Here is a 21,476-nt window from a genome sequence, read left to right as displayed (position 1 = left end):
CCCGCTGGGCGTCGGCCGGGCAGGGGCCTCGGGCCGTGAACATGTCGAGCAGCGGCTGTGGCGTGTCCGCGCGGGAGACGGTGTGTGACAGTGCCCCCGGGAAGCGCGGGCTCGGTGGGCCGGATCTCGTGGAACGGTGAACGACGTCGCCCCGCCTGCTCCCGGCTCCCGCCCCTCTGTAAAGATGCGCAGTGTCATGGTGCAGATACCGAACACGCCCACGAGTGCCGATGTGGCCCGCCTGGCCGGCGTCTCGCGCGCGACCGTGTCCTACGTCCTCAACAACACCAGCGCCGTACGGATCAGCGAACCGACGCGCCGGCGCGTGCGCGAGGCCGCGCGGGAACTGGGATACGTCCCCCACGCCGCCGCCCGCAGCCTGCGTGCCGGGCACAGCCGCATGGTTCTCATGCCCGCCCCGGCGATCCCGGTGGGCCCCCTGTACAGCAGGTTCCTCAACGAGCTGCAGTGGGCGCTCGGCCGGCTCGACTACACCGTGGTGCAGTACGGCACCGTCGGCCTCCAGGGGGACGAAGCCGCCCGTGCCTGGGCGGAGTTGCGGCCGGTCGCCGTCCTGGTGCCCGGCGCGGAGCTCGGGCCGCAGGGCGTCGGCGTCCTCAAACGCTCCGGTGCCCGTGCCGTGGTCACCCTCGGCCCCGAACGCGTCGACGGCGCGCACGCCCTGTTGATGGACCACGACGCCGTCGGCCAGAGCGCGGGCGCCCATCTGTACGCCCGGGGCCGGCGCCGGATCGGTGTCGTGGTGCCCGAGGAGTCGGGCCTGGAGGTCTACTCCCGGCCCCGGCTCGCCGGAGTGCGTCAGGCGCTGCACGGCACCGACGCCGCCGTGACGGAGCTGCCGCTCGCGTACACGGAGGAAGCCGCCGCGAAACTCGCCTCGCAGTGGGGGGAGTTGAGCCTGGACGCGGTGTTCGCCTACAACGACGAGTACGCGATGCTGCTGATGCGTGCCCTGCAGGACGAGGGGCTGCGCATCCCCGAGGACGTGGCCGTGATCGGCGCCGACGACCTGATGCTGGGCCGGCTGCTGCGGCCCCGCCTCAGCACCGTCCACATCGAGCTGCCCTCGGGCCGCGACCTCGCCGAACTGGTCGACCGGGCGGTGCGCGACCCCGGCGGCGAGCCCGAGGTGCACACGGTCCTGGGTGCCTCGGTGATCCGCCGCGAGTCCAGCTGACCCGGCGCCGTCCCGCTCCCCGTGAGTACCCTGCCGGGGGTTACTCGGCGCCGCCCTGCTGGGCCGCGATGCTCTTGCGGACCTCGTCCATGTCCAGGTCGCGGGCCTGCCCGATGATGTCCGCCAGGGCGGGCTCCGGGAGGGCGCCCGGCTGGGCGTAGACGGCGACCTTGTCCCGGACGATCATCAGCGTCGGGATCGACTGGATGCCGAAGGCCGCGGCCAGCTCGGGCTGCGCCTCGGTGTCCACCTTGCCGAACACCAGGTCGGGATTGTTCTCCGCCGCCTTCTCGTACACGGGCGCGAACTGCCGGCAGGGCCCGCACCACTCCGCCCAGAAGTCGATGAGAACGAACTCGTTCTCCGTGACGGTCTGGTCGAAGTTCTCCTTGGTCAGCTCCACGGTGCTGCTCATGGTGTGCTCCCTCATTCCTAGGTGCGGGCGAAGCCGTGGGCACAACACGGCCACCCGGTGACGTATTCCGCGACGTGTCCCGCGCCCCTACCCGTGTGGCCGTAGCGCACACCACCCACCAGACTGACCCCATGACGGAAACGGAAACCATCGCGTACGACGTCGTGGTGATCGGGGGCGGGCCCGTGGGGGAGAACGTCGCCGACCGCACCCGTGCGGCCGGGCTCAGCACCGCGCTCGTGGAGAGCGAACTGCTCGGCGGCGAGTGCTCCTACTGGGCGTGCATGCCCAGCAAGGCCCTGCTGCGGCCGGTCATCGCCCAGGCCGACGCGCGCCGCCTGCCCGGTCTCGCCCGGGCGGCCCAGGGCCCGCTCGACACGCCGGCCGTCCTCGCCCGCCGGGACGCGTACACCTCCCACTGGAAGGACGACGGCCAGGTCGCCTGGCTGGAGGGCACCGGCGCCGACTTCCACCGCGGCCACGGGCGCCTCGCCGGACCCCGCACGGTCACCGTGACCGCCCCCGACGGCACGGTCACCACCCTCACCGCCCGGCACGCCGTCGCCGTCTCCACCGGCACCCGCGCCCAGCTGCCCGATCTGCCCGGCCTCGACGGGGTGAAGCCCTGGACCAGCCGCGAGGCCACCAGCGCCCGGTCCGCCCCGGGCCGGCTGATCGTCGTCGGCGGCGGTGTCGTCGCCGCCGAGATGGCCACCGCCTGGCAGGCCCTCGGCTCCCGGGTCACCCTGCTGGTGCGCGGCAAGGGCCTGCTGAACCGCATGGAGCCGTTCGCCGGGGAACTGGTCGCCGAAGCGCTCACGGACGCGGGTGCCGACATCCGCACCGGCACCTCCGTGGAGTCCGTCACCCGTCAGAACGGCACCGTCGTCGCCGTCACCTCCGCCGGCGACCGGATCGAGGCCGACGAGATACTCTTCGCCACCGGCCGCGTTCCGCACACCGACGACATCGGCCTCGACACCGTCGGCCTGGAGCCCGGTTCCTGGCTGGACGTCGACGACACCCTCCGCGTGACCGGCACCGACTGGCTGTACGCGGTCGGCGACGTCAACCACCGGGCCCTCCTCACCCACCAGGGCAAGTACCAGGCCCGCATCGCCGGCGCCGCGATCGCCGCCCGCGCGTCCGGCGACCCCGTGCCGGACGAGCCGTGGGGCGCGCACGTGGCCACCGCCGACCACCACGCCGTACCGCAGGTCGTGTTCACCGACCCCGAGGCAGCCGCGGTCGGCCTCTCCCTCGCCGAGGCGGAACAGGCCGGCCACCGCGTCCGCGCCGTCGACGTCGCGTTCTCCTCCGTCGCGGGCGCCGGCCTGTACGGCGACGGCTACAAGGGCCGCGCCCGCATGGTCGTCGACCTGGAGGACGAGATCCTGCGCGGGGTCACCTTCGTCGGCCCGGGCGTCGGCGAACTCATCCACTCGGCGACCATCGCCGTCGCCGGCCGGGTCCCGGTGAGCCGGCTGTGGCACGCGGTCCCGTCGTACCCGACGCTGAGCGAGGTGTGGCTGCGGCTGCTGGAGGCGTACCGGGACAACTGAGCTGTGCTCTACGGCAGTTCGAAGCCGAGCGCGTCGGCCGCCGCCCGGGGCGTCGGCTGGTTCCACAGCGCGGCGACCGCCTCGTTCGTGGACAGGGAGCGCGGTTCGGCGCGGTCCAGATAGAGCATGCCGTCGAGATGGTCCGTCTCGTGCTGGACGATCCGCGCGGGCCACCCGGTGAACAGCTCGTCCAGCGCGCGGCCGTACTCGTCCTCGCCGCGCAGCCGCACCTCGGCGTGCCGGGCCACGACCGCCTGCCAGCCCGGCACGCTCAGGCAGCCCTCGAAGAACGCCGCACGCGCGCTGCCGACGGGCTCGTACACCGGATTGACCAGGACACGGAACGGCTGCGCGACCCGGCCCCGGGCCACCGCCACCTCCTCCGGTACCGGGGCCGGATCCTCGATGACCGCGATCCGCAGGGCCACACCGACCTGCGGCGCGGCAAGGCCCACACCGGGCGCGGCGTGCATGGTGACGCGCAGGGCCTCGATGAAGCGGGCGAGCAGGGCCGGGCCGAGCTGACCGTCGTACGGCTCGGTACCGCGCCGAAGCACCGGCTGCCCGGCGGCGACGATGGGCAGGGGGCCGCCGGCGGCGAGGAGTTCCTCGACCCGCTCGGCGAGCGGCGCGTGATCACGGGGAGGTGCCATCGCGTCAGCATGCCATGCCCTCCCGGCACTCCCTGTGGTATCGGTCACCAAAACCCCGGAGAACTCCGCCCCTTGGCGGCCCGGCCACCGGATCGTCGCCGTACTCGGCTCCTTCGTGCCGCTGCCCGGCATCCCGTCGGCCGCCTCCCTCGCCGTCGACATGGTCCTCGGGCGGATCGCACACCGACGCGGACGCCGCACCTGCGCATACGAAGGTGCGCCCGGCATGAAGTAGCGTGGGCCGACACGCCGACGCCGGAGGGAGACGGAGATGGTGCGGGAAGGCGGCCGGGGCCGGCGGCGCGGGCAGGGGGAGCTGGAGGGCCAGGTCCTCGGCGCACTGCGCGAGGCGGACGGACCGGTCACCGCGGCCTGGGTGCGGCAGCACCTCGGCGGCGACCTCGCCTACACCACCGTCGTCACCATCCTCACCCGTCTGCTCGCCAAGGACGTCGTCTCCCGCGAACGCCACGGCCGCTCCTTCCTGTGGACGCCGACGGCCGACGTGGCCCGGCTCGCGGCCCTGCGCATGCGCCGTCTGCTGGACGGCGAACGGGACCGCGAGGCGGTCCTGGCCAGCTTCGTCACCGCCCTGCCGCCGGGCGACGAAGAGATCCTGAGGGCCCTGCTCGACGCCCCGCACACCGGCGGCCCGGGTACGGAAGACTGACCGGTCATGGGGGTCTTCGTCTTCCTGCCGCTGGTGCTGCCGCTGTCCGCCTGGCCGGTCGCCCGGCTCGCCGAGACACGGCTGCATCCGCGCACCGCGACCCGGCTGCTGACGGCGGTCGCCGTCGTCATGGCCGTCTGCAGCACGCTCTGTCTGGCCCTGCTCATGGTCGTCGGGACCGCTCAGCTGCCCGGCAACCCGCTCCCGGACGGCTGGTCCGACCCGCAGGTACGGGCCGCCGTCCCGTACGACGAGATCGCCGGCCGGGCCGCCATCCCCGCCCTCGCCCTGGTCGCGGGCGGCTGCGTCCGTACGCTGCGCCGGCACCTCCGGGTCACTCGCCGCGCCCGCCGGGCCGTCGCCGCGCTGCCGGGCCGGACGGTGGCGGTGCTGCCCGACAGCACGCCGTACGCCTACGCCCTGCCCGGCGGCCGGGGACGGATCGTCGTCACCACCGCGCTGCTGGCCGGGCTCACCTCCGCCGAGCGGCGCGCCCTGTTCGCCCATGAACGTGCGCACCTGACCGCCCGCCACCACCGCCGGCTGCTCGCCGCGCACCTGGCCGCCCGCGCCAACCCGTTCCTGCGGCCGCTGCGCACCGCTGTCGTCTACACGGCCGAGCGCTGGGCGGACGAGGAGGCGGCCCGGGCGGTGGGGGACCGGCGCACCGTCGCACGGGCCATCGGCACGGCGGCCCTGCTCTCCGCCGGCACGCCGGCCCCCACCCTCGCCGCGCTCGCGGCCACCGGTCCGGTGCCGCGCCGGGTCGCCGCGCTGCTGGTCCCCGCACCCGTGGCCCGCACCTGGCCGCCGGCCTTCACCTCGGTCGGCCTCGCCGCGTGGGGCGCCGCCGCCGGAGCGCTGGTGTCCGCGATGTCCTCGGCGAACTCCGCCGTCACCCTGTTCCTGCTCCTGCGCGCGACGGCCTCGCTCTGATCCCGGGGGACGGATCACCTGGTTTCTTCGTGCGCCACGCCTGCCGCCCCACCGCAGTGGCCTGCGCCCCCCTCCCTCCAGTTCACTCCTGCGGGAAGTCGCCCGCGAGCGCCGAGGCGATTCGCAGATGCTGCTCCGCTTCCTCGTGCCGGGCCTGCCGCTGGAGCGTACGGCCCAGCATCAGGCGGGCGTAGTGCTCCACCGGGTCACGCTCGACGATGACCCGCAACTCGGCCTCGGCGAGGCGCAGTCGGGCCGAGTGGTAGTAGGCGCGGGCCAGCAGCAGCCGGGGGCCGGTCTGCTCCGGCACCTCCTCCACCAGCCCGGTCAGCACCCGCGCCGCGCCGGTGTAGTCCTTGGCGTCGAAGAACTGCCGCGCGCGCTCCCAGCGCTCGGCCGGCGTGCCGTGGTCGTAGTACGTGGTCTCCACTTGCGTCTCCACTCGTGACCTCCTTCGACGGCCACAACGGATCACAGTTGTTTAATATTCCACCAACTTGGATCACCGGCACGGCGCGCCAGACCCGTCGGGGTGGAAGGAGGCCGAGTTCATCCGCGGTCAGGGGCGTTCCAGCCCGCGCACAGAGGGTCTCGGCGACGTCTTTGACAGGACTCGCAGCTCCCGCATCCACGTCACCCAGGTGCATCTCCACTCCACCTGCCGACAGCCCTGGCCATGCCTGGTGATCCACGCAGTCAGCCCTGGGCCGCTGGCCGCTTCGGCAGAAGGAAGACGACGATGCCCGCGATGACGGCGATGACGAGCGTCCCGAAGGACGCGATGGCGAAGGCGTGGCCGGCGGCGGCAACCCTGCCGACTGCCGTGGGATGGAACGAGCTGAAGAAGACCGCTCCGATGACGGCGACGCCCAGCGCTCCGCCGCACTGCTGGGCCGTGGACAGGACCCCTGATGCGACACCGGCGGACTCCGGCGTGACGCGGCTCAGCACCGTGTTGAGCGCCGGTGTGATGACCAGTCCGCCACCGACGCTCTGCAGCACGAGGGTGGGGATCACGAGCAGCGGAGTGATCCGCGGGCCGGACACCAGCAAGAGGCCGGTCGCCAGGTAACCGCTCGCCATGATGATCGCCCCGACCTCGAGGACACGTCGTCCGTATTTCGGGATGGTCCGGCTCGCCACCATGCTGAACACGAAGAACGCGGTGGCCGCCGGTGCGTAGACCAGGCCGGCGCCGAGCGCCGACATGTTGAGGCCTTGCTGCAACGTCACCGACAAGGCCAGGTAATACGAGTAGATAAGGGCGTACAGGGTCAGGACGAGAATGATTCCGAGCGCGAACGAGCGCTGTCCGAACAGCGTCAGCGGCACCAGCGGATCCCCGCCCCGCCGTTCCAGGCCCCGCTCGATCGCGACGAACAAGCCGAACGCGACCGCGCTGCCCGCGAAGCACCCCCACACCCACCCTGGCCAGCCTGCCTCCTGCCCCTGGATGAGCGGGAGGACCAGGAGGAAGAGGGCCGCGCTGAGCACCAGGACGCCGGGCACGTCCAGCCTGCGGTTGGCGGCTGAGCCCGTCTCCGGCACATATCGCACGGCGAGCAGGAACATCGCGATTCCGATCGGCGCGTTCACCCAGAACACCATGCGCCAGCCGGAGTCGAAAAGGTTGGCGCCGATCAGCAGTCCGCCGACGATCTGCCCGCCGATGGTGGCCATACCCATGACGATGCCGAGTACGCCGTACACGCTGTGCCGCTTCGCCGCCGGCACCAGCACGGTGACGTACGCGAACACCTGCGGAACCATCAGGGCTGCTCCCAGGCCCTGGAGCACACGCGCGGCGATGAGGCTGCCCGCGTTCGGTGCGAGCGCGCAAGCGACTGATGACAGGGTGAACAGGGCCACCCCGAGGAGGAAAATGCGCTTGCGGCCGTACAGGTCGGCCAGGCGAGTGGCGGTGATGATGAAGACCGCGTAACTCAGCTGATAACCCGCCAGAACCCATTGCACATCACTGTCGGACGCATGCAGGTCCGCCGCGATCGAGGGGTCGGCGACCACGACGATGAACGAGTCCAGGACCGCCATGAACAGTGCGGTCAGCACAACCGATATGGTCGTCCACGGAATTGCATCAGCTTTCTCGGTCACTAAGGGCCGACTGGCTGATTGCTGACTACTTGCCACGATAAGAGACCTCTTTGTTTCGGGTGAGGATCATGCCGATGTGATGCGCTCCAGAGAGCCGGCCAGCTTCTTGACCACCTCGGCCGCCATGACGGCCTGACCCGAGGTCGAGAAGTGAATACGGTCCTCGCTGAGCAGGTTGTCGCGATCGTTGACCGGGTGATCCCACATGTCGACCACGATGGCGTCGTATTCGGCGGCCAGCCCGCGCACGATCTCGTTGACCCTGGCAATTCGCTCCGGCCAGTCAGGGAAGACCGGGACGACATACGCCCTGCCGAGCGTGAAAGTGGTCAGCAAGGCGCCGGTGCCCTTCGCCAGGTCGTACATCTGCCGAAGCGTTCGCTCTGTTTCACCGAAGTCCGGACTGCGCCGCACGATGTCGTTGGCCCCGCAGGGCAGGTGGAGCAGGTCCGGACAGAACTCGACCATGCGGGCCGCCTGGTTCTTGAGCGTCCCGGCGGTCGTTGCCCCGATCTCGGAGACATTGAGGTATTCCAGATCCGGCCGGACCGACCGCAAGACACCGGCAACCCGGTCCGACCAGCCCTGGTCCCGGTAGCCCGGGGTGGGGTCGCCGGTCCCCGCCGAAAGGCTGTCTCCGATGACGCCATACCTGCCCCACGGGGCTCCAGTCAGCAATGCCACGGCTTCCGCCTCGTCCAGGCAGAACGGGTCGGTCGCCTCGTTGAATACGGGTTGCTCCATGCAGAAGAGCGTACAGTCGACCGTATGTTTTCCTCAAGGGCGGCTTCTCATGGCCCAGGTCGTCGAGGAGGTGGTGCCGGGTATCGCGGCCGGCCCGGCGGCCGATCTCGAAGTCGGTTCCCGGACGGCCCTGTTCAGCGGGGCTTGACGGTGAGGGTGACGTCGCTGCCCGGAGCGGCCAGGACCCATGCCCTGCCTGCCGCCCTGCGCAGCACGACCGCGTCGCCGTCCGTCGTGATCCGCCACGCGCGCGAGGGCAGGGACAGTTCTGTCAACCTCAAGCCGCGCGGTGCCGCTCTGTAGGTCAGCCGATACTCGGCATCGTCGGGGTCGTACGAGGCGGAGCGGATCGCGCCTGCCACCGACTCCGCGTACGGCTGCGCGGTCAGCTCCTTGTTGGTGCGGAAGGCGCCGGAATCGTCGACCGCGCAGTAACCGCCGCCGTAGCACCAGACATAGCCCGCCCATCCGGAGCTGTAGCGGCCCAGCGAGCGCATCGCGTCCCGGTAGAACTGCTTCATGTTCGGCAGGGAGCTGTTGGGCGGCCCCCACTCCCCGACCACGATCGGGACCCTGTACCGCTTCGGGTACTCGGTGACGGCATGCTCGTAGGTCTCGATCCAGCCGGCGCCCGGATCATAGTCGGCGCCCGCCTCCATGGCGGCGTTGTAGAAGTGCGGCGCGTACACCACCTTCGGATCGTCGATGCGCCCGAGGCCGGTCGGTACGCCCTCACCCACGACCGGGGTGGGTTCGACGAAGACCCAGGCGTCCGGGTCGGCCGAACGCACCGAGTCCGCCAGGCGGTTGTACATGGGGGTGAGCTGATCGTGCTCGATCCGGCGGGCGGCCGTCGGCAGGTCCTCCCCCTGCTGCAGCTCGCCCATGGGTTCGTTGATCAGGTCGTAGCCGAGGACGGCTGGATGGTGGGCGAAGCGGCCCGCGAGGACCCGCCATGCCCGGGCCTGGGCGCGTTGCAGGTCGTGGTCCTGATAGAGGTGGGTGAAGGCGCGCTGGACGGCCGGCTCGAAGTACTCGGCGAACCAGTCGTCCGGATGCGCGGTGAACGGCAGTCCATCGGTCCTGGTCGCCCACTCGGGTATGCCGCGGTGGCCGAAAGCGGGTCCGAGGACGTCCTGGTGGGCGTCGATCACGACCTTGATGTCATAGCGAGCGGCCCAGTTCAGGAGATATTCGATCTTCCGCAGATACGTCTGGCTGTACCGACCGGGCTGAGGTTCCAGGTCATCCCAGAAGACCAGTAACCGGGCGAAGTTGAACCCCCTGGCCCGCATGTCGCGGAAGTGACGTTCGGTGATGGCCGTCAGGGCCTTCTCACCCCGGTTCGCCTTGTCCTCGATGTTCCAGCCGCGCAGGGTGAGGACACGCCCGTGTTCGTCGGTGAGAGCGGGTATGCCGCGCGCGGCCTGCGGGGGACGGGCGGTCGTGGGGACAAGCAGCGCGGCGACAACAGCGCTCGCCATCAAGGCGGTTCGCAGCACCACGGGAACCTCCGGGCCGTCGGGTGCGATGTGTCGCGCATCCCATCAGCAGTCGGTCGTGTCTTCAAGGGTGGTGCGGGGCCGTCCTCGGCCAGCGGTGCCCGGGCGATGGTCACGCGCTGGGGGCCGAGACACCCGTGAGAGACTCGCCGCATGATTGTCGAACGTGCATACGCGCATGTGGACGACCACGACGATCAGGAGTGGCCCTGGTCGGTGGCGTGTGTGCGCGACCTCATCGTCGGCGGGCTGCGCTTCACCGCGCCGGTGACGTTCCTCGTCGGTGAGAACGGCTCGGGCAAGTCCACTTTGGTCGAGGCCCTGGCTGAGGGGTTCGGCCTGGATTCCTGGGGCGGCTCGCACGACTGGCGTTATGCCAGCTATCGCCCCAAGTCGGTGCTGGGCGAGAGCATCCGCTTCGACGCGGCGCCGCGTGGACGTCGGATGCTGGGGAGCTGGGCTGCCCGGAAGGGGTTCTTCCTGCGTGCCGAGACGGCTCTGGACGCGCTGGACCGCGAGGGTTTCGCACCGGACTCCGTCAGCCACGGCGAAGGCTTCCTCGCCGCTTTCCGAGGCAAGTTCCTCCAGGCAGGGCTGTACGCGATGGACGAGCCCGAAGCGGCCCTGTCTTTCACGTCCTGCCTGGAGCTGCTGGGGCACATCGACCAGTTGGTGAAGAACGGCGGCCAGGTGATCTGCGCGACCCACTCGCCGCTGCTGACCGCACTGCCCGGTGCGGACATCATCGAGGTCGGCGAGCACGGGTTGCGTCGAACGACCTGGGACGAACTGGCGCTGGTCGACCACTGGCGCCGCTATCTCGCCGATCCGCACAGCTACTTGCGGCATGTGCTCGACTGAGTGTGGCAGCACGTCCGCATGACCGTACGGGGCGAACCCCGCCCGCACCTTCGCCGCACCGGCACCGGCACCGACCTCGACTGCAGCTGTCACCTGTGGATCCATGACGGCGATCACGCCGCAGTCGAGGCGAGGCTAGCGATTGCTTAGGCCCTGCTCTTGGCGACGTCAGCCGCAGCGCCGACCAGGCCTCGACCTGGACACGCACCTGCGGGTCGGCCCGCACGTTGCGGTACCGCTGGGCCGCTTCGCCGAAGCCGGACGCGACGACGTACCGGCCCGGCGCCGGACGCGACACGACCTCGGGCACCACGCGGCGGAGTCAGTGGGTCGCGCTGCCTGCGACCCACTCGCTCCACGGCATGTTCCAGTCGCTGAGGCCGTTGTCCGCGGCCAGCATGGTCTTGTCCTCGGAGTTCTTGACGATCACGACGTCACCGATCATCGAGTTGTCGAAGAACCACGCGGCGGGCCGTGTGCCGTCGCCGCCGCCCTTGACGTCCTTCAGACCTACGCAGCCGTGGCTGGTGTTGACCTTGCCGAAGACCGAGTCGGCGCCCCAGTAGTTGCCGTGGATGAAGGTGCCCGAGTCGGTCAGGCGCATGGCGTGCGGTACGGCCTTGATGTCGTACGAGGGCTTGCCGTCCTTCTCCCTGAGGCCGACGCTCGCACCGTTCATATGGATCTGCCGGAACTTCTCGGAGATGACCATCTGACCGTTGTACGTCGGGTGCTCCGGGCTGCCGGACGAGATCGGGATGGTCTTGATCGTCTTGCCGTCCCGCACGACGGTCATCTGCTTGGTCTTGGCGTCGACCGTGCTGATCTGGCTCCGGCCGATCTTGAACGTGATCGTCTTCTGGATGCCGTGGCGGGTGAGCTTGACGGTGACGGTGGAGCCGGGCTTCCAGTAGGTGTCGGGGCGGAAGTCCAGGCGGTGGTCGTTGAACCAGTGACCGACGACCCGCTGGCCGCTGCTGGAGCTGACCTGGATCTCCGACTCCACGGCGGCCTTGTCGCTGATCGCCTTGTCGAAATTGACCGTCACCGGCATGCCCACGCCGACGGTCGAGCCGTTCGCGGGGGAGAGGTGCCCGATGAAGTCGTTGGCCGGGGAGACCGTGGTGATCGTGGCGTTCCCGGTGGCGGAGCGGCCCTTGGCGTCCTCGGCCTCTGCGGCGACCTGATACTTGGTGGCCCGCTCCAGCCGGCCGTTCGTCGTCCAGGAGGTTCCGTCGGCGGACAGGGTGCCCGGGACTTCTGCACCGGTCGCGACGGCGGTCATGGTCACCTTGGTGAGCTTGCCGTCACTGACAGTGACCTTGACGGGGTCGTTGACCCCCACGCCGTAGGCACCTTGCCCGGGCGTGATCTTGATTCGGGCGTCGGAAGCATCCGGGGCGGCCGCCTGATTCACCGGCGTCTGCGACTTCGGGGGGTTCCCGGCGTCGTTGTTGCTGGTCGCAGCGTTGCTGGTACCGCCGAGGGCCGTGACTGAGAGTATGCCGCCGAGTACACCGGCCGTAGCGAGCAGTCCGCTGCGTGGTTTACGTACCGTGATCAAAACTTCTCCCATGCCACTCGTCCTTGCGTACCTGCGAGCTGATCGCCGGAGGGGGGCAACCCGCTTGAATCCACTTATAGGCACGTATCTGTCTAACATTTATGGGCGCGCATATGTCCTAAAGTGGGCAATTTGTGGTTAAGGCCACGCGTCATCGGGAGCCTCGCCGAGACACTGTTCGACGGCGCCCGCCGCTCCCACTCCTCGACCGTGATGGCAAACGTTCACGCCCTCGTCCGCCAGGACCGCGGCCGGCTCGGCGCCGGTGCACCGGGCGCGGTCGCGGTGGAGGAGCCGGTAGGGACGTACGTGCGGGGCCTCGTGCCGGGGGACCGCGACGACGTGGGGGCCGCGCACCACCCGGTCCCGCTCGGACGGGACGAGGTCGAGATTCTTCGGCCAGGGCAGGGACAGCTCGGCGTCGAGGGGTGTGACCCGAACGCTCCGGTCATGGTGAGTTCACGCGTACGCATGGCTGACCACCATCCTCGGAACTGATCGAAGCGGACAACGCGCCGAAGGGCTGGGACGCCCCCACCCTCAGGGGCCGGGCTCGAACTCCCGTGGAGCGTCGATGCAGTTCCCGCCGCCCAGCCGGGCGGGCTCCACGCGCGCACCAGCGGTTCTCCACGAGGGCCTCGCACGTTGCGGATCCACACAAACTTGGCCGAGGGAGACCACATGCGAACGGCTAGATTCAGGCCCTTGCGGACGAACGAACAGTCCAGGCTTCCGTCACTGACCGGGATACGGTTCGTCGCGGCCTTCATGGTGCTGCTCTGTCATGTCGGGACCAGCGTCATCCCCCGGCTCCAGAACCACGGACTGGCGAAATACCAGCGCTTCTTCGAGTCCAGCGGACCGACGGGAGTCTCGTTCTTCTTCATCCTCAGCGGCTTCATCCTCACCTGGGTGGCCCGTTCCGAGGACACGCGGCGCAGCTTCTGGCGCCGGCGCTTCTGGAAGATCTACCCGAGCCACCTCGTCACCCTGGCCGCCGCCGTACTCCTGATGATCTCCGCGGGCATCACGGTGACCGCCGCCAACACCGCCCCCACGCTCTTCCTCGTTCAGGGCTGGATACCACGGCAGGACGTCATCCTGAACTACGGTTCGAACACGCCGAGTTGGTCGCTGGCCTGTGAGATGCTGTTCTACCTGGCCTTCCCCTGGATCCTGGTGCTCGCCCGGCGCATCCGTCCGCAGCGGCTGTGGGGTTGGGTGGCCGCCTCGACCGTCGGGATCTTCGCGGTGCCCTTCGTCGCCCAGTTGCTGCCGACGCAGCCGTACATGCCGCTGACGACCAACTCCTGGTGGGCGACCTGGTTCACGTACTACTTCCCCGTCACCCGGCTCCTGGAGTTCGTCCTCGGGATCCTGATGGCCCTGATCGTCCTGAACAAGCGCTGGATCGGCCTCAAGCCCGGTGCGGCCCTGCTCCTCGCGGCCGCGGCCTTCGTGGGCGGCGCCTATCTGCCGGGTGTGTACAGCTCGGTGGCTCCGACCGCACTTCCCCTCGCCCTGGCGATCGCCGCACTGGCCACGGCCGATGTGCGCAGCCGCTGGACACCGTTCAACAACCGGGTCTTCGTCTGGCTGGGTGAGGTCTCGTACACCTTCTACATGGTGCACTTCCTCGTGGTCTCGTACGGGCCCATCGGTGCCGCCCACCGCGAGAACTGGATGAAGCCGCTCAGCGCGCACGGGGCTCTGGTCGACGCCGGACTGACCCTGGCGATCAGCCTCGTTCTCGCCTGGCTGCTGCACGTCCTGGTCGAGAACCCCGCCATGCGCCGCTGGGGCCGGTCCGCGGGCGCCAGGGCCGCGGCCCCGAGCACGACGACGAACGCCCCTGGCACGGAGTGGGCGGCCGCTCTGGCCCCCTAGTAGTGCGTCGTTACGTTGAGTGATCTTCCCTCGTGGTGGGAGTCTTCGCGGTGCGAAGCTGGGGGAGGGGGAGCGGCTCCGGGGGGAGTTGTCGGAGTTCGTTGCGGATGTCTTCGAAACGGTGGCGCGGCTGGATCAGCGGCGGTGGGGCAAGCGTTGTCCGTGACCACTACCTTCACTGCGCCCGCAGTGCCCGGCGCGCTCCCGCCCGCCGGGCCGCCATGTGCGCGTGCCCGAACCCTTCTCGGCCGGCGGGGCCAGGGCGCCGGCCCAGTTTGACCCCGGACGCACGTGCGTATTCCTCGGCGAGGGTCAGCTCCGGGTCGTCAGTGCGCTCGGTGTGCAGGACCAGTCGGAAGGATGAGGTGACGCCGAGCACTGCCAGCGGGCCATCCACGGTGATTTCTGCCCGCTTGCCGGTGCCGTGAGCCGTACGAGGCTCGTGCCCCGCTCGTCGCGGACCGTCGTGTCGCCCGCACCGGCCGTCCAGCCTCGGCTGCCGGAGGTAATGGGGTGGCTGACCTCCCTGCGCCATCTCGGTCTGCGGGACAACCGGAGAAGGACCTCGCTGCCGGAGCGGCGCCGGCCGCGGGGCTGCTTCGGCTCGGCCTGTCAGTGTCAACGCCGCCGTCAGCGCCGTCGACTGGCTGCCGAGAAACTTTTGACGGGTCCGCCTCCGCACGCGAACGTCGCCTTTGATTGCCTTGGGTGTCGACTGATCGCAGACTCTGGGTCAAAAGTGGACACAGTGCCCACAGCTCGCTAGGGTCGAAATGTACGTCACGCCTGCAGAAGTGCTCCGTCGCAAGGAAGTTGGCGCGCGAAGCCGGAACCAAGCGGCCTCCCCAATGGCGCTCAGCGCCATCTCGTGCGAATGCAGCGCGCGAATCGGCGGCGTGGCTTGCGCCGTAAGCGGTCATGTGCTCCCAGTAAACATGTGCTCTCAGTAAAGCCGTCCGGACATTGGGAGTCTGAAATGCGGAATATCAGCAGCAACACAAGGAAGACGCTCGGCTCCGTCGCGGTCGTGGCCTCGCTGGCACTCGCTGCTCCGGTGGTAGTGACTGGTACGGCACACGCCGCAGTGAAGGTCACCGTCTCGGGAACGGTGAGCTGTGCGAAATTCGGGGACTCGGTACCGGACACCATCACGATAACGCCCAAGAAGGGAAACGCGGACTCTGACGAGCTTCCCGGTAACGACGAGTCCGAGCCGTACTCGGTCGTGCTCACAGGGATTCCGAAGAACGGAACGTCGGCCACCGCCAAGGTCACCTGTGTGGACAGTGACAACGAGAAGCATGCGTACTCCAAGACGTTCCAGGTCACGAAGCCGGCGAACGGCCCCCTGGCCAAGAATTTCGCGTAGCTTTCGGCGCTGAGCGACGCTCACTCGCCAAGCCCTCCGACGGTTGGGCACAGGAACGTCCCGCCGGCTGCCTGCCGGCGGGACGTTCTGCCTGGGCCCTGGGCTGCCTCCCCAACAGCGGCTGACACCGTGAGGGGGAACCGGAGCCGATCGCCGTGTCTGCGACGGGAGTTGAGCGTTCGGTGCGATATGGGTACGGAGCCGCTGCTGCCACAGCATGAGCGGCGCTTTCGACGTACGGCCGGTGAAGCACAGCGGCCGTACTGCGCCTGACCACCGGCAGGACCACGTACGACGAGCTGACGGTGACCGCCGGTTCGACCATCCTGGCGACGTACTCGAACCTCAACTGGCTTGGATCATGTGGCCGAAAGGCGCATAGACGGTGGCGCCGTCGCGGCATGTAGTGGAGATCATCACGACGCAATCCGTACCCACGCGAGGCTTTGATGACTGACACAGGAACAGACGCGAGCATCGGGACACCCGGAGCCCCGGCGCCGGGCGGTGTCCCGATCCCCTTCCCGCAGGACCGCAGCTGCCCCTACCAGCCACCCGCAGGCTACCGCCCAGCCGCTGAGAACGGCCCGCTCGCACGGGCAGTTCTCTACGACGGCCGGACCGTGTGGATGGTCACCGGACACACCGAAGCGCGGGCCCTGCTGGCCGATGCTCGTCTGTCCTCCGACCGCACCCAGCCCGGCTTCCCGGTGTCCACGGCCCGCTTTGCCGCGCTCAACGCCCGCCGTATCACGCTCGTGGGATACGACGACCCCGAGCACGCTGCCCAACGCCGGATGCTGATCCCCAGTTTCACCCAGAAGCGCACCGCCCTGCTGCGGCCGAAGATCCAGCAGACTGTGGACCAGCTCCTGGACGCCATGGCCGACAGGGGCGGCCCCACCGATCTGGTCAGCGCGTTCGCCCTGCCGCTGCCCTCCATGGTGATCTGTGAGCTGCTCGGCGTGCCCTATGAGGACCATGGCTTCTTCGAGGAGCAGGCCCGCCGGATGCTGCGTGGTGCCACACCCGCCGATGCTGCCGACGGCCGCGCGCAGCTCGAGCGATACTTCGGCCGGCTCATCGACCGCAAGGAGCATGACCGCGGCGACGGACTCATCGATGAACTCATCGAGCAGCAGCTCGCCCAGGGCGTCCTGGACCGGGCAGAGCTGGCCGGTTTCGCCTGGGCTCTGCTGATGGCCGGCCACGAGACCACGGCCAACATGATCTCGCTGGGGACGTACACCTTGCTCCAGCACCCGCAGCAGCTGGCCGAATTGCGTGCCGATCTCTCGCTCATCCCGGCTGCTGTCGAGGAGCTTTTGCGCTATCTCTCCGTCCACGACGGTGCCCTGCGCCTGGCCGTGGAGGACATCGAGATCGCCGGCCACACCATCCGTGCCGGCGACGGCGTCATCCTCGCCACTTCCCTCATCAACCGCGACCCCACCGTCTATCCCGACCCCGACCGCCTCGACTGGCATCGCCCCACCCGCCACCATCTCTCCTTCGGTCACGGCATCCATCAGTGCCTTGGCAGCAACCTTGCCCGCGCCGAACTCGAGATCGCCTTCCAAAGCCTTCTCACCCGTTTTCCCGGCCTCCAACTCGCCGAGCCTGCCGACCGCATCCCCTTCAAAGCCGGTGACACCGTCCAGGGCATGCTTCGCCTGCCTGTCACCTGGTAAGAGTCCCGTCGGCGCGGCGACCGCCAGGTACCTGGTCCGGTCGGTCGTCGGCATCAACTACCCGGCAGCGGCGACGCCCCTGCTGTACCACGCTGCCGTCTCTCGACGACCTGGCCGACCAGCTCGTGGCCGCCGTCGCCGAGAGTCTGGACGCCTTCGCGGTCTCCGGCTACTCCCTCGGCGGCCCAGTCGACATCCGGGCCGCCACCCGCCACCCGGGTACTCCCAGGTCAGCGCACTCTTCCGCGTGGTTTCAGCGGCACCGGCGACAGCCCGGGTGCGGGCAGCGGAGCCCCGTCGTAACCCCCACCCCTACAAGATCCGGTACCGGTCGGCGGCCGGCAAGCAGTCGGCACCACAGGCTCAGTCGAAGGCGGAGAGCATCCAGAGGATGGAGCACCACCTCTGTCCGGCGCCGTCGCACTCTTGACGAAGGGCCCCCGAGGACCGACCGGACACCCGTACTCTCGCTGCCGCCTTGGACCCGTCCACGGCGCAGTCGTCCAACTCCAGAAGGTCCGTATGGCGCAGCTCGGTCAGCAGGGCGGCGTGCAGGCGGGCCAGACGCCGGCCTCGGTCCAGTCCCGCAGTCGGCGCCACGCCGTCACCCCGGAGCAGCCCACGACCTCGGTGGGAACGTCGCGCCATGCGACACCGGTCCGCAACACGCAAGCGCCGGGACAGCGGCGGCGCCGTTCAGGAACAGGAGGCAGGAGCGGAGCCACACGCTCCCACAGGTCATCCGGAACAAGACCGGAGCGCACCCTGACACCAGGCCGAACAAGATTTCCAGGCACAAGACCACCGAGTACATCTCGTTTCTGAAACGATCAGTAAGAGTCTCCGTCGGACTGGAGGGGCACACTATTCGGCAACGGAGTCAACTCAATCCTCGTACACCGGGGATCTCGGAGCCCGCAATGGCGGTGAGCGCCTGGACAGTCGTGGTCCGGTGCAGGGTCGGCACGGTGCCGGCGAGGGGCCGTGGTCCGACGAGGGCGGTGCGGGTTCCGGCGCGGCGGCCGGCGTCGATGTCGCAGACGGAGTCGCCGACCATCCACGAGGAGGACAGATCGCAACCGAGGTCGTCGGCTGCCCTGTGGAGCATCCCCGGGGCGGGCTTGCGACACGCACAGGCGGCGGAGAAACGCGGCACGACACCGTCCGGATGGTGCGGGCACAGGTAGATCCCGTCCAGCCGTACCCGGTGGCGGGCCAGGAGCTGCCGCAGCCTCTGGTGCATCGGCGCGATGGCGGCCTCGTCGATCAGGCCGCGGGCCAGCCCGCTCTGGTTGGTGACCACGATCAGGGCGAAACCATGCTGCTGGAGAGCGCGCAGCGGTGGCCCGATGCCCGCCTGGAGCACCAGGTCCTCGGGGCGGGACGGATAGTGCCGGGGCTCGGTGAGGGTGCCATCGCGGTCGAGGAACACCGCCGGCCGCCGAACGGCGCTGGTGTGCTCCGGGCCGGTCATACCGCTGCACGGGTGCCGACGGCGTGGAACAGGTCGGTCGCCCTCACGAACGCGGTGGCTGCGACAGGCCCGCGTCGGCGGGCGAGCCGGTTGTGGCCAGTACGAGCAGCGGCATCGCTGTCGCGCTCGTCCGGGCGCCGAGGGTGGAGACGACCTGACCGCTCCAGAGCGTGACGAAGTCGCGGTTCCGCCACAGCGACGGCTCGGCGGCCGTGGAGGTCACGACCCCTCCGTCGGGTCGGGGGCGGGAACGGCACGGAACAGCGTGGCGACGTGCCGCAGGGCGGGGACGGATTCACGGTGTCGGCTGAGCAAGGCGATGTACTCCTCATCGAAGGTCCTTCCCAGAACGCTCCCGTCACTGACGACCGGTGGCTGACGCGACCGCTAAGACCTCGGTGTCCTGCCCGACGGACCCCCACACGGCCGCCTGCCGCAGCACACGCGGGAGCAGATCAGCCCCGGCGAGAGGGATTCTCCGTTTCATCGGTGGGACGGCGCGTGAACTTTGATCATCTCGCGCAGGTAGCCGGCTGCCCCGGCCGTCTCGGTCAGGAGAATCGACGGCACGCAGTGTGGTTCGAGGGTGAGGTGGCCGTCGTAACCCGCGCTCGCAAGGCTTCCGATCAGCTCCGGCCAGTCCAGTTCCCCGGTGCCGAGCGGCGCCGTGTCATAGGCCCTGCCGTGATCGGTGTAGCGGATCCAGCCGTCGCGCGGGGGCTCTGCCACCGACGCTCGACGTACGTCTTTCACATGGGCGTAGCGCACCCACGGCAGGAGCAGGGGCAATGCGTCGCGGACCGGGGAAACCGCCGCGCAGAAGAAATTCGCGGCATCGAAGTTCAAGCCGAACCAGGGTGAGTCGACCCGAGCGAACAGCGCCGCCAGTGCTGCCGGCCGCCTGCTGATGTCGGACCCCGCCGGGTCCCAGCCGAATGCGTCGAACTCGTTCTCCAGCACGATCACCACGTTCTCCGTCGCGGCGAGGTCGAGGACCGGTGCCAGCGCGCGGGCGTATGCCTCGATCGCACGCTGGTCGTCGACCAGCGGCGCGTGGCCGAAGTAGGTGTTCACGCGGTTGCAACCGGTTCGTGCCGCCAGCATGATCGCCTCTTGGAGAAGAGCGACCGAGTCCGCTTCGCCGGGACCGTAGAGCTGGCTGGGGGTCGACACGCAGGCTGTCCGCAGCCCGGCACGGTCCAGCTTGCGCAGTGCGGCGTCGACACCGTCGCGCAGGGCGTTTTTCGGGTACCAGAACTCCACCGCGTCGCACTGGGCAGACCTGGCCATTTCGATCAGTCCGTCCACGCCGTCGGTGTCCGTGAACTCGGTGCCGGATACCGCGATCGCCATGCCCTGCATCTGGATTCCCTCTCTGCTCGCTGCCTGTCACCCGGCGAGTGCCGCTCCCAACCGCTTGCTGAGCGCGAGTGTCGTCATCGACGGATTCGCCGCTCCGGTACGTGGCATTACCGACGGCCCACACGCGTACAAACCCTCTACGGCGGTGAACTGGTGGTTGATGTCGAGGACTTCACCGAAAGCCAGCGTTCCGGCCTCGTGTTGCTCGGAACCGAGCGGGAAACTGTAGGTCAGTGGTGTCGGGCTGCGAACCGCTGTCAGCCGGTCGGCCAGGTCGGGCGAACCATGCCGCGTCGAGAACTGAAGCGGCTCGGCCGGGACACCGAGGAGTCGCGCCATTTCGGCCCACAGTTCGCCGAGCAGGTATCGCTGCGCGGAGAGCACTGTCTCATCGGCCGTGTCGAACGGGGCGTGCACGGTCGTCGGCCAGGGCCATGCGTGGTGGCCGTCGCACCGCACCTGGCCGTGCGGGCCGCGGCGCTGCTCGCCCATGGTCCAGCTGTCCAGGTTGATCGCGCCGTTCACCCCTTCGGTGAAGCGTACGAAGTGGTTGGACCGGGTACCGGCGGTACCGGTCCGGTGGTAGACGTGGCCCTCGTGAGCGGCCGCCCGGACGGCATCGGGAAGCCGTTCGGTATCGGTGAAGGCGACCGTGAACCCCTGTGAGATCTTGTCCACGAGTCCCGGCAGCTCACGCGGTGCGGCGGCATCGGTGTCAGCCAGTGCCTGGATCGCCAGCCGACTGTTGACGATCGTACCGGCGGCCAGCACCACCCGCTTCGCACGCAGGTCGCCCAGCTCACCGTCCGCGGTGCGTACCAGCACGCCGGTCGCCCTGCCGTGTTCGACACGGACTCCCAGAACCTCATGGCCGGCGAGGATCGGCACGCGGCGCACCCTGGGGTCGCCGTCGTCTTCCCACCATGCCAACGGGCTGAAAGCGCTCCACTTTCCGGCGCGTTCCGTGCGGGTGGCGTGCGGCGTGCGATCGAACTCCAGCGCGCCAAGGGTCAGCCCGGGTGCTCCAGGAGGCTCGGCCCCCCAGCCGACCACATCGTCGACGACCCGCTGGTACAACGACGGCCCCCCGTCCCATGTCTCTGTCAGTTCGGTGACGATCGCTTCCGGCCAGTGCTCGCAGAGGGCCCAGCGCTCGATGGGCAGCAGTACGCCACCCCAGTAGAGCGAGCGGCCGCCGACCCGTCGACGCAGGCCGGCCAAGCCGCGGTAGGCCCCGTCGGCTGTCTGATAGGGACGGTGGAAGTCAGGGTCGGTCTCCGGGCGCAGCCAGAGCTGGAGCGCTTCGGTCGAGGAGTATGCGTTCTGGATGTGTGTGCGTCCCCGGTCGGGTCCGGCCTCCAGTACGGCTACCGAACCCCGGCCCCGCCGGCCGAGTTCCGCCGCCGTGGCGAGGCCCGCCATTCCGGCACCGACCACGAGTGTCTCGACGTCGGCCAACGATTCCACTGACAC

The 21,476-nt window shown here is 69.5% G+C and carries 22 protein-coding genes and 1 pseudogene; 10 read left to right on the top strand and 13 right to left on the bottom strand.

Features of this window, described 5'->3' with window-relative positions:
* Window positions 1-196: 196 nt before the first annotated feature.
* Window positions 197-1,198 carry a LacI family DNA-binding transcriptional regulator gene (locus ACZ41I_RS27355; protein WP_468318738.1) on the top strand — a complete coding sequence of 334 codons (1,002 nt, stop codon included), beginning with the start codon at window positions 197-199 and terminating at the stop codon, window positions 1,196-1,198.
* 40 nt (window positions 1,199-1,238) lie between these two features.
* Here the strand turns inward: ACZ41I_RS27355 and trxA are convergent, their stop codons facing one another.
* Window positions 1,239-1,613: a thioredoxin gene (gene trxA / locus ACZ41I_RS27350; protein ID WP_363219293.1), complete on the bottom strand. Its 375-nt coding sequence runs from the start codon at window positions 1,611-1,613 to the stop codon at window positions 1,239-1,241.
* A 131-nt stretch (window positions 1,614-1,744) separates the two neighbouring features.
* On the opposite strand from trxA, the gene ACZ41I_RS27345 reads away from it, so the two are divergent.
* Window positions 1,745-3,175 carry a dihydrolipoyl dehydrogenase family protein gene (locus ACZ41I_RS27345; protein ID WP_363219292.1) on the top strand — a complete coding sequence of 477 codons (1,431 nt, stop codon included), beginning with the start codon at window positions 1,745-1,747 and terminating at the stop codon, window positions 3,173-3,175.
* A gap of 8 nt (window positions 3,176-3,183) precedes the next feature.
* On the opposite strand, the gene ACZ41I_RS27340 is transcribed toward ACZ41I_RS27345, so the two are convergent.
* A complete protein-coding gene (locus ACZ41I_RS27340; protein ID WP_468515282.1) occupies window positions 3,184-3,828 on the bottom strand; it encodes a peptide deformylase in 645 nt (214 codons plus the stop codon).
* A 34-nt stretch (window positions 3,829-3,862) separates the two neighbouring features.
* Between ACZ41I_RS27340 and ACZ41I_RS27335 the strand changes: the two genes are divergently transcribed.
* The 3 genes from ACZ41I_RS27335 to ACZ41I_RS27325 are packed head-to-tail and all read left to right on the top strand — an operon-like array spanning window position 3,863 to window position 5,434.
* The gene (locus tag ACZ41I_RS27335; RefSeq protein ID WP_468515356.1) at window positions 3,863-4,063 is read left to right on the top strand and encodes a hypothetical protein; all 201 of its coding nucleotides are present in this window, start codon (window positions 3,863-3,865) and stop codon (window positions 4,061-4,063) included.
* A gap of 36 nt (window positions 4,064-4,099) precedes the next feature.
* Window positions 4,100-4,498 (top strand): BlaI/MecI/CopY family transcriptional regulator, encoded by a 399-nt coding sequence (locus ACZ41I_RS27330; RefSeq protein WP_468515281.1) that lies wholly within the window; start codon window positions 4,100-4,102, stop codon window positions 4,496-4,498.
* Window positions 4,499-4,504: 6 nt separating this feature from the next.
* On the top strand, window positions 4,505-5,434 hold the full coding sequence (locus ACZ41I_RS27325; RefSeq protein ID WP_468515280.1) for a M56 family metallopeptidase: 930 nt from the start codon (window positions 4,505-4,507) through the stop codon (window positions 5,432-5,434).
* An 82-nt stretch (window positions 5,435-5,516) separates the two neighbouring features.
* Here the strand turns inward: ACZ41I_RS27325 and ACZ41I_RS27320 are convergent, their stop codons facing one another.
* The 4 genes from ACZ41I_RS27320 to ACZ41I_RS27305 all read right to left on the bottom strand — a co-directional run bounded on the left by ACZ41I_RS27320 (window position 5,517) and on the right by ACZ41I_RS27305 (window position 9,777).
* Window positions 5,517-5,864, bottom strand: a complete 348-nt coding sequence (locus ACZ41I_RS27320) for a tetratricopeptide repeat protein (RefSeq protein ID WP_363219298.1) — start codon at window positions 5,862-5,864, stop codon at window positions 5,517-5,519.
* A 266-nt stretch (window positions 5,865-6,130) separates the two neighbouring features.
* Window positions 6,131-7,585, bottom strand: a complete 1,455-nt coding sequence (locus ACZ41I_RS27315; protein WP_468515279.1) for an MFS transporter — start codon at window positions 7,583-7,585, stop codon at window positions 6,131-6,133.
* Window positions 7,586-7,615: 30 nt separating this feature from the next.
* On the bottom strand, window positions 7,616-8,293 hold the full coding sequence (locus tag ACZ41I_RS27310; protein WP_468318731.1) for an SGNH/GDSL hydrolase family protein: 678 nt from the start codon (window positions 8,291-8,293) through the stop codon (window positions 7,616-7,618).
* 134 nt (window positions 8,294-8,427) lie between these two features.
* The gene (locus ACZ41I_RS27305; RefSeq protein WP_468515353.1) at window positions 8,428-9,777 is read right to left on the bottom strand and encodes a glycoside hydrolase family 5 protein; all 1,350 of its coding nucleotides are present in this window, start codon (window positions 9,775-9,777) and stop codon (window positions 8,428-8,430) included.
* A gap of 171 nt (window positions 9,778-9,948) precedes the next feature.
* On the opposite strand from ACZ41I_RS27305, the gene ACZ41I_RS27300 reads away from it, so the two are divergent.
* A complete protein-coding gene (locus tag ACZ41I_RS27300) occupies window positions 9,949-10,656 on the top strand; it encodes an AAA family ATPase (protein ID WP_468515278.1) in 708 nt (235 codons plus the stop codon).
* A gap of 322 nt (window positions 10,657-10,978) precedes the next feature.
* Here the strand turns inward: ACZ41I_RS27300 and ACZ41I_RS27295 are convergent, their stop codons facing one another.
* Window positions 10,979-12,232 (bottom strand): L,D-transpeptidase, encoded by a 1,254-nt coding sequence (locus ACZ41I_RS27295; RefSeq protein WP_468515277.1) that lies wholly within the window; start codon window positions 12,230-12,232, stop codon window positions 10,979-10,981.
* A 201-nt stretch (window positions 12,233-12,433) separates the two neighbouring features.
* On the opposite strand from ACZ41I_RS27295, the gene ACZ41I_RS27290 reads away from it, so the two are divergent.
* Window positions 12,434-12,718, top strand: coding sequence for a hypothetical protein (locus tag ACZ41I_RS27290; RefSeq protein ID WP_468318725.1), 285 nt, complete (start codon window positions 12,434-12,436; stop codon window positions 12,716-12,718).
* 207 nt (window positions 12,719-12,925) lie between these two features.
* On the top strand, window positions 12,926-14,107 hold the full coding sequence (locus ACZ41I_RS27285) for an acyltransferase family protein (protein WP_468515276.1): 1,182 nt from the start codon (window positions 12,926-12,928) through the stop codon (window positions 14,105-14,107).
* 175 nt (window positions 14,108-14,282) lie between these two features.
* Here ACZ41I_RS27285 and ACZ41I_RS27280 read toward each other — a convergent pair whose 3' ends face one another.
* Entirely contained in the window at window positions 14,283-14,504 is a 222-nt protein-coding gene (locus tag ACZ41I_RS27280; protein WP_468515275.1) for a hypothetical protein, read from the bottom strand.
* A 579-nt stretch (window positions 14,505-15,083) separates the two neighbouring features.
* On the opposite strand from ACZ41I_RS27280, the gene ACZ41I_RS27275 reads away from it, so the two are divergent.
* Window positions 15,084-15,476: a hypothetical protein gene (locus ACZ41I_RS27275; protein WP_399764974.1), complete on the top strand. Its 393-nt coding sequence runs from the start codon at window positions 15,084-15,086 to the stop codon at window positions 15,474-15,476.
* Between the two features lie 449 nt (window positions 15,477-15,925).
* Window positions 15,926-17,167: a cytochrome P450 gene (locus tag ACZ41I_RS27270; protein WP_399764970.1), complete on the top strand. Its 1,242-nt coding sequence runs from the start codon at window positions 15,926-15,928 to the stop codon at window positions 17,165-17,167.
* A gap of 459 nt (window positions 17,168-17,626) precedes the next feature.
* Here ACZ41I_RS27270 and ACZ41I_RS27265 read toward each other — a convergent pair.
* The 5 genes and pseudogenes from ACZ41I_RS27265 to ACZ41I_RS27245 all read right to left on the bottom strand — a co-directional run.
* A pseudogene (locus ACZ41I_RS27265) lies at window positions 17,627-17,931 on the bottom strand (transposase); the annotation flags it as partial.
* 116 nt (window positions 17,932-18,047) lie between these two features.
* Entirely contained in the window at window positions 18,048-18,641 is a 594-nt protein-coding gene (locus ACZ41I_RS27260; protein WP_468515274.1) for a D-glycero-alpha-D-manno-heptose-1,7-bisphosphate 7-phosphatase, read from the bottom strand.
* 43 nt (window positions 18,642-18,684) lie between these two features.
* Window positions 18,685-18,864, bottom strand: coding sequence for a hypothetical protein (locus ACZ41I_RS27255; RefSeq protein WP_468515273.1), 180 nt, complete (start codon window positions 18,862-18,864; stop codon window positions 18,685-18,687).
* Between the two features lie 260 nt (window positions 18,865-19,124).
* Window positions 19,125-20,003 (bottom strand): sugar phosphate isomerase/epimerase family protein, encoded by an 879-nt coding sequence (locus ACZ41I_RS27250; protein ID WP_468515272.1) that lies wholly within the window; start codon window positions 20,001-20,003, stop codon window positions 19,125-19,127.
* A gap of 27 nt (window positions 20,004-20,030) precedes the next feature.
* The gene (locus tag ACZ41I_RS27245; RefSeq protein WP_468515271.1) at window positions 20,031-21,461 is read right to left on the bottom strand and encodes an FAD-dependent oxidoreductase; all 1,431 of its coding nucleotides are present in this window, start codon (window positions 21,459-21,461) and stop codon (window positions 20,031-20,033) included.
* Window positions 21,462-21,476: the final 15 nt, after the last annotated feature.

It is taken from the genome of Streptomyces sp. NPDC030799, from assembly GCF_055572255.1.
This window is presented reverse-complemented; position numbering and strand designations above follow the sequence as displayed.

Excerpts from the sequence above, each read along its gene's own strand:
- ACZ41I_RS27355 (WP_468318738.1), top strand. The coding sequence starts at position 197 with ATGGTGCAGATACCGAACACGCCCACGAGTGCCGATGTGGCCCGCCTG.
- trxA (WP_363219293.1), bottom strand. The coding sequence starts at position 1,613 with ATGAGCAGCACCGTGGAGCTGACCAAGGAGAACTTCGACCAGACCGTC.
- ACZ41I_RS27345 (WP_363219292.1), top strand. The coding sequence starts at position 1,745 with ATGACGGAAACGGAAACCATCGCGTACGACGTCGTGGTGATCGGGGGC.
- ACZ41I_RS27340 (WP_468515282.1), bottom strand. The coding sequence starts at position 3,828 with ATGGCACCTCCCCGTGATCACGCGCCGCTCGCCGAGCGGGTCGAGGAA.
- ACZ41I_RS27330 (WP_468515281.1), top strand. The coding sequence starts at position 4,100 with ATGGTGCGGGAAGGCGGCCGGGGCCGGCGGCGCGGGCAGGGGGAGCTG.
- ACZ41I_RS27325 (WP_468515280.1), top strand. The coding sequence starts at position 4,505 with ATGGGGGTCTTCGTCTTCCTGCCGCTGGTGCTGCCGCTGTCCGCCTGG.
- ACZ41I_RS27310 (WP_468318731.1), bottom strand. The coding sequence starts at position 8,293 with ATGGAGCAACCCGTATTCAACGAGGCGACCGACCCGTTCTGCCTGGAC.
- ACZ41I_RS27305 (WP_468515353.1), bottom strand. The coding sequence starts at position 9,777 with ATGGCGAGCGCTGTTGTCGCCGCGCTGCTTGTCCCCACGACCGCCCGT.
- ACZ41I_RS27300 (WP_468515278.1), top strand. The coding sequence starts at position 9,949 with ATGATTGTCGAACGTGCATACGCGCATGTGGACGACCACGACGATCAG.
- ACZ41I_RS27295 (WP_468515277.1), bottom strand. The coding sequence starts at position 12,232 with ATGGGAGAAGTTTTGATCACGGTACGTAAACCACGCAGCGGACTGCTC.
- ACZ41I_RS27290 (WP_468318725.1), top strand. The coding sequence starts at position 12,434 with ATGGCAAACGTTCACGCCCTCGTCCGCCAGGACCGCGGCCGGCTCGGC.
- ACZ41I_RS27275 (WP_399764974.1), top strand. The coding sequence starts at position 15,084 with ATGCGGAATATCAGCAGCAACACAAGGAAGACGCTCGGCTCCGTCGCG.
- ACZ41I_RS27270 (WP_399764970.1), top strand. The coding sequence starts at position 15,926 with ATGACTGACACAGGAACAGACGCGAGCATCGGGACACCCGGAGCCCCG.
- ACZ41I_RS27260 (WP_468515274.1), bottom strand. The coding sequence starts at position 18,641 with ATGACCGGCCCGGAGCACACCAGCGCCGTTCGGCGGCCGGCGGTGTTC.
- ACZ41I_RS27250 (WP_468515272.1), bottom strand. The coding sequence starts at position 20,003 with ATGCAGGGCATGGCGATCGCGGTATCCGGCACCGAGTTCACGGACACC.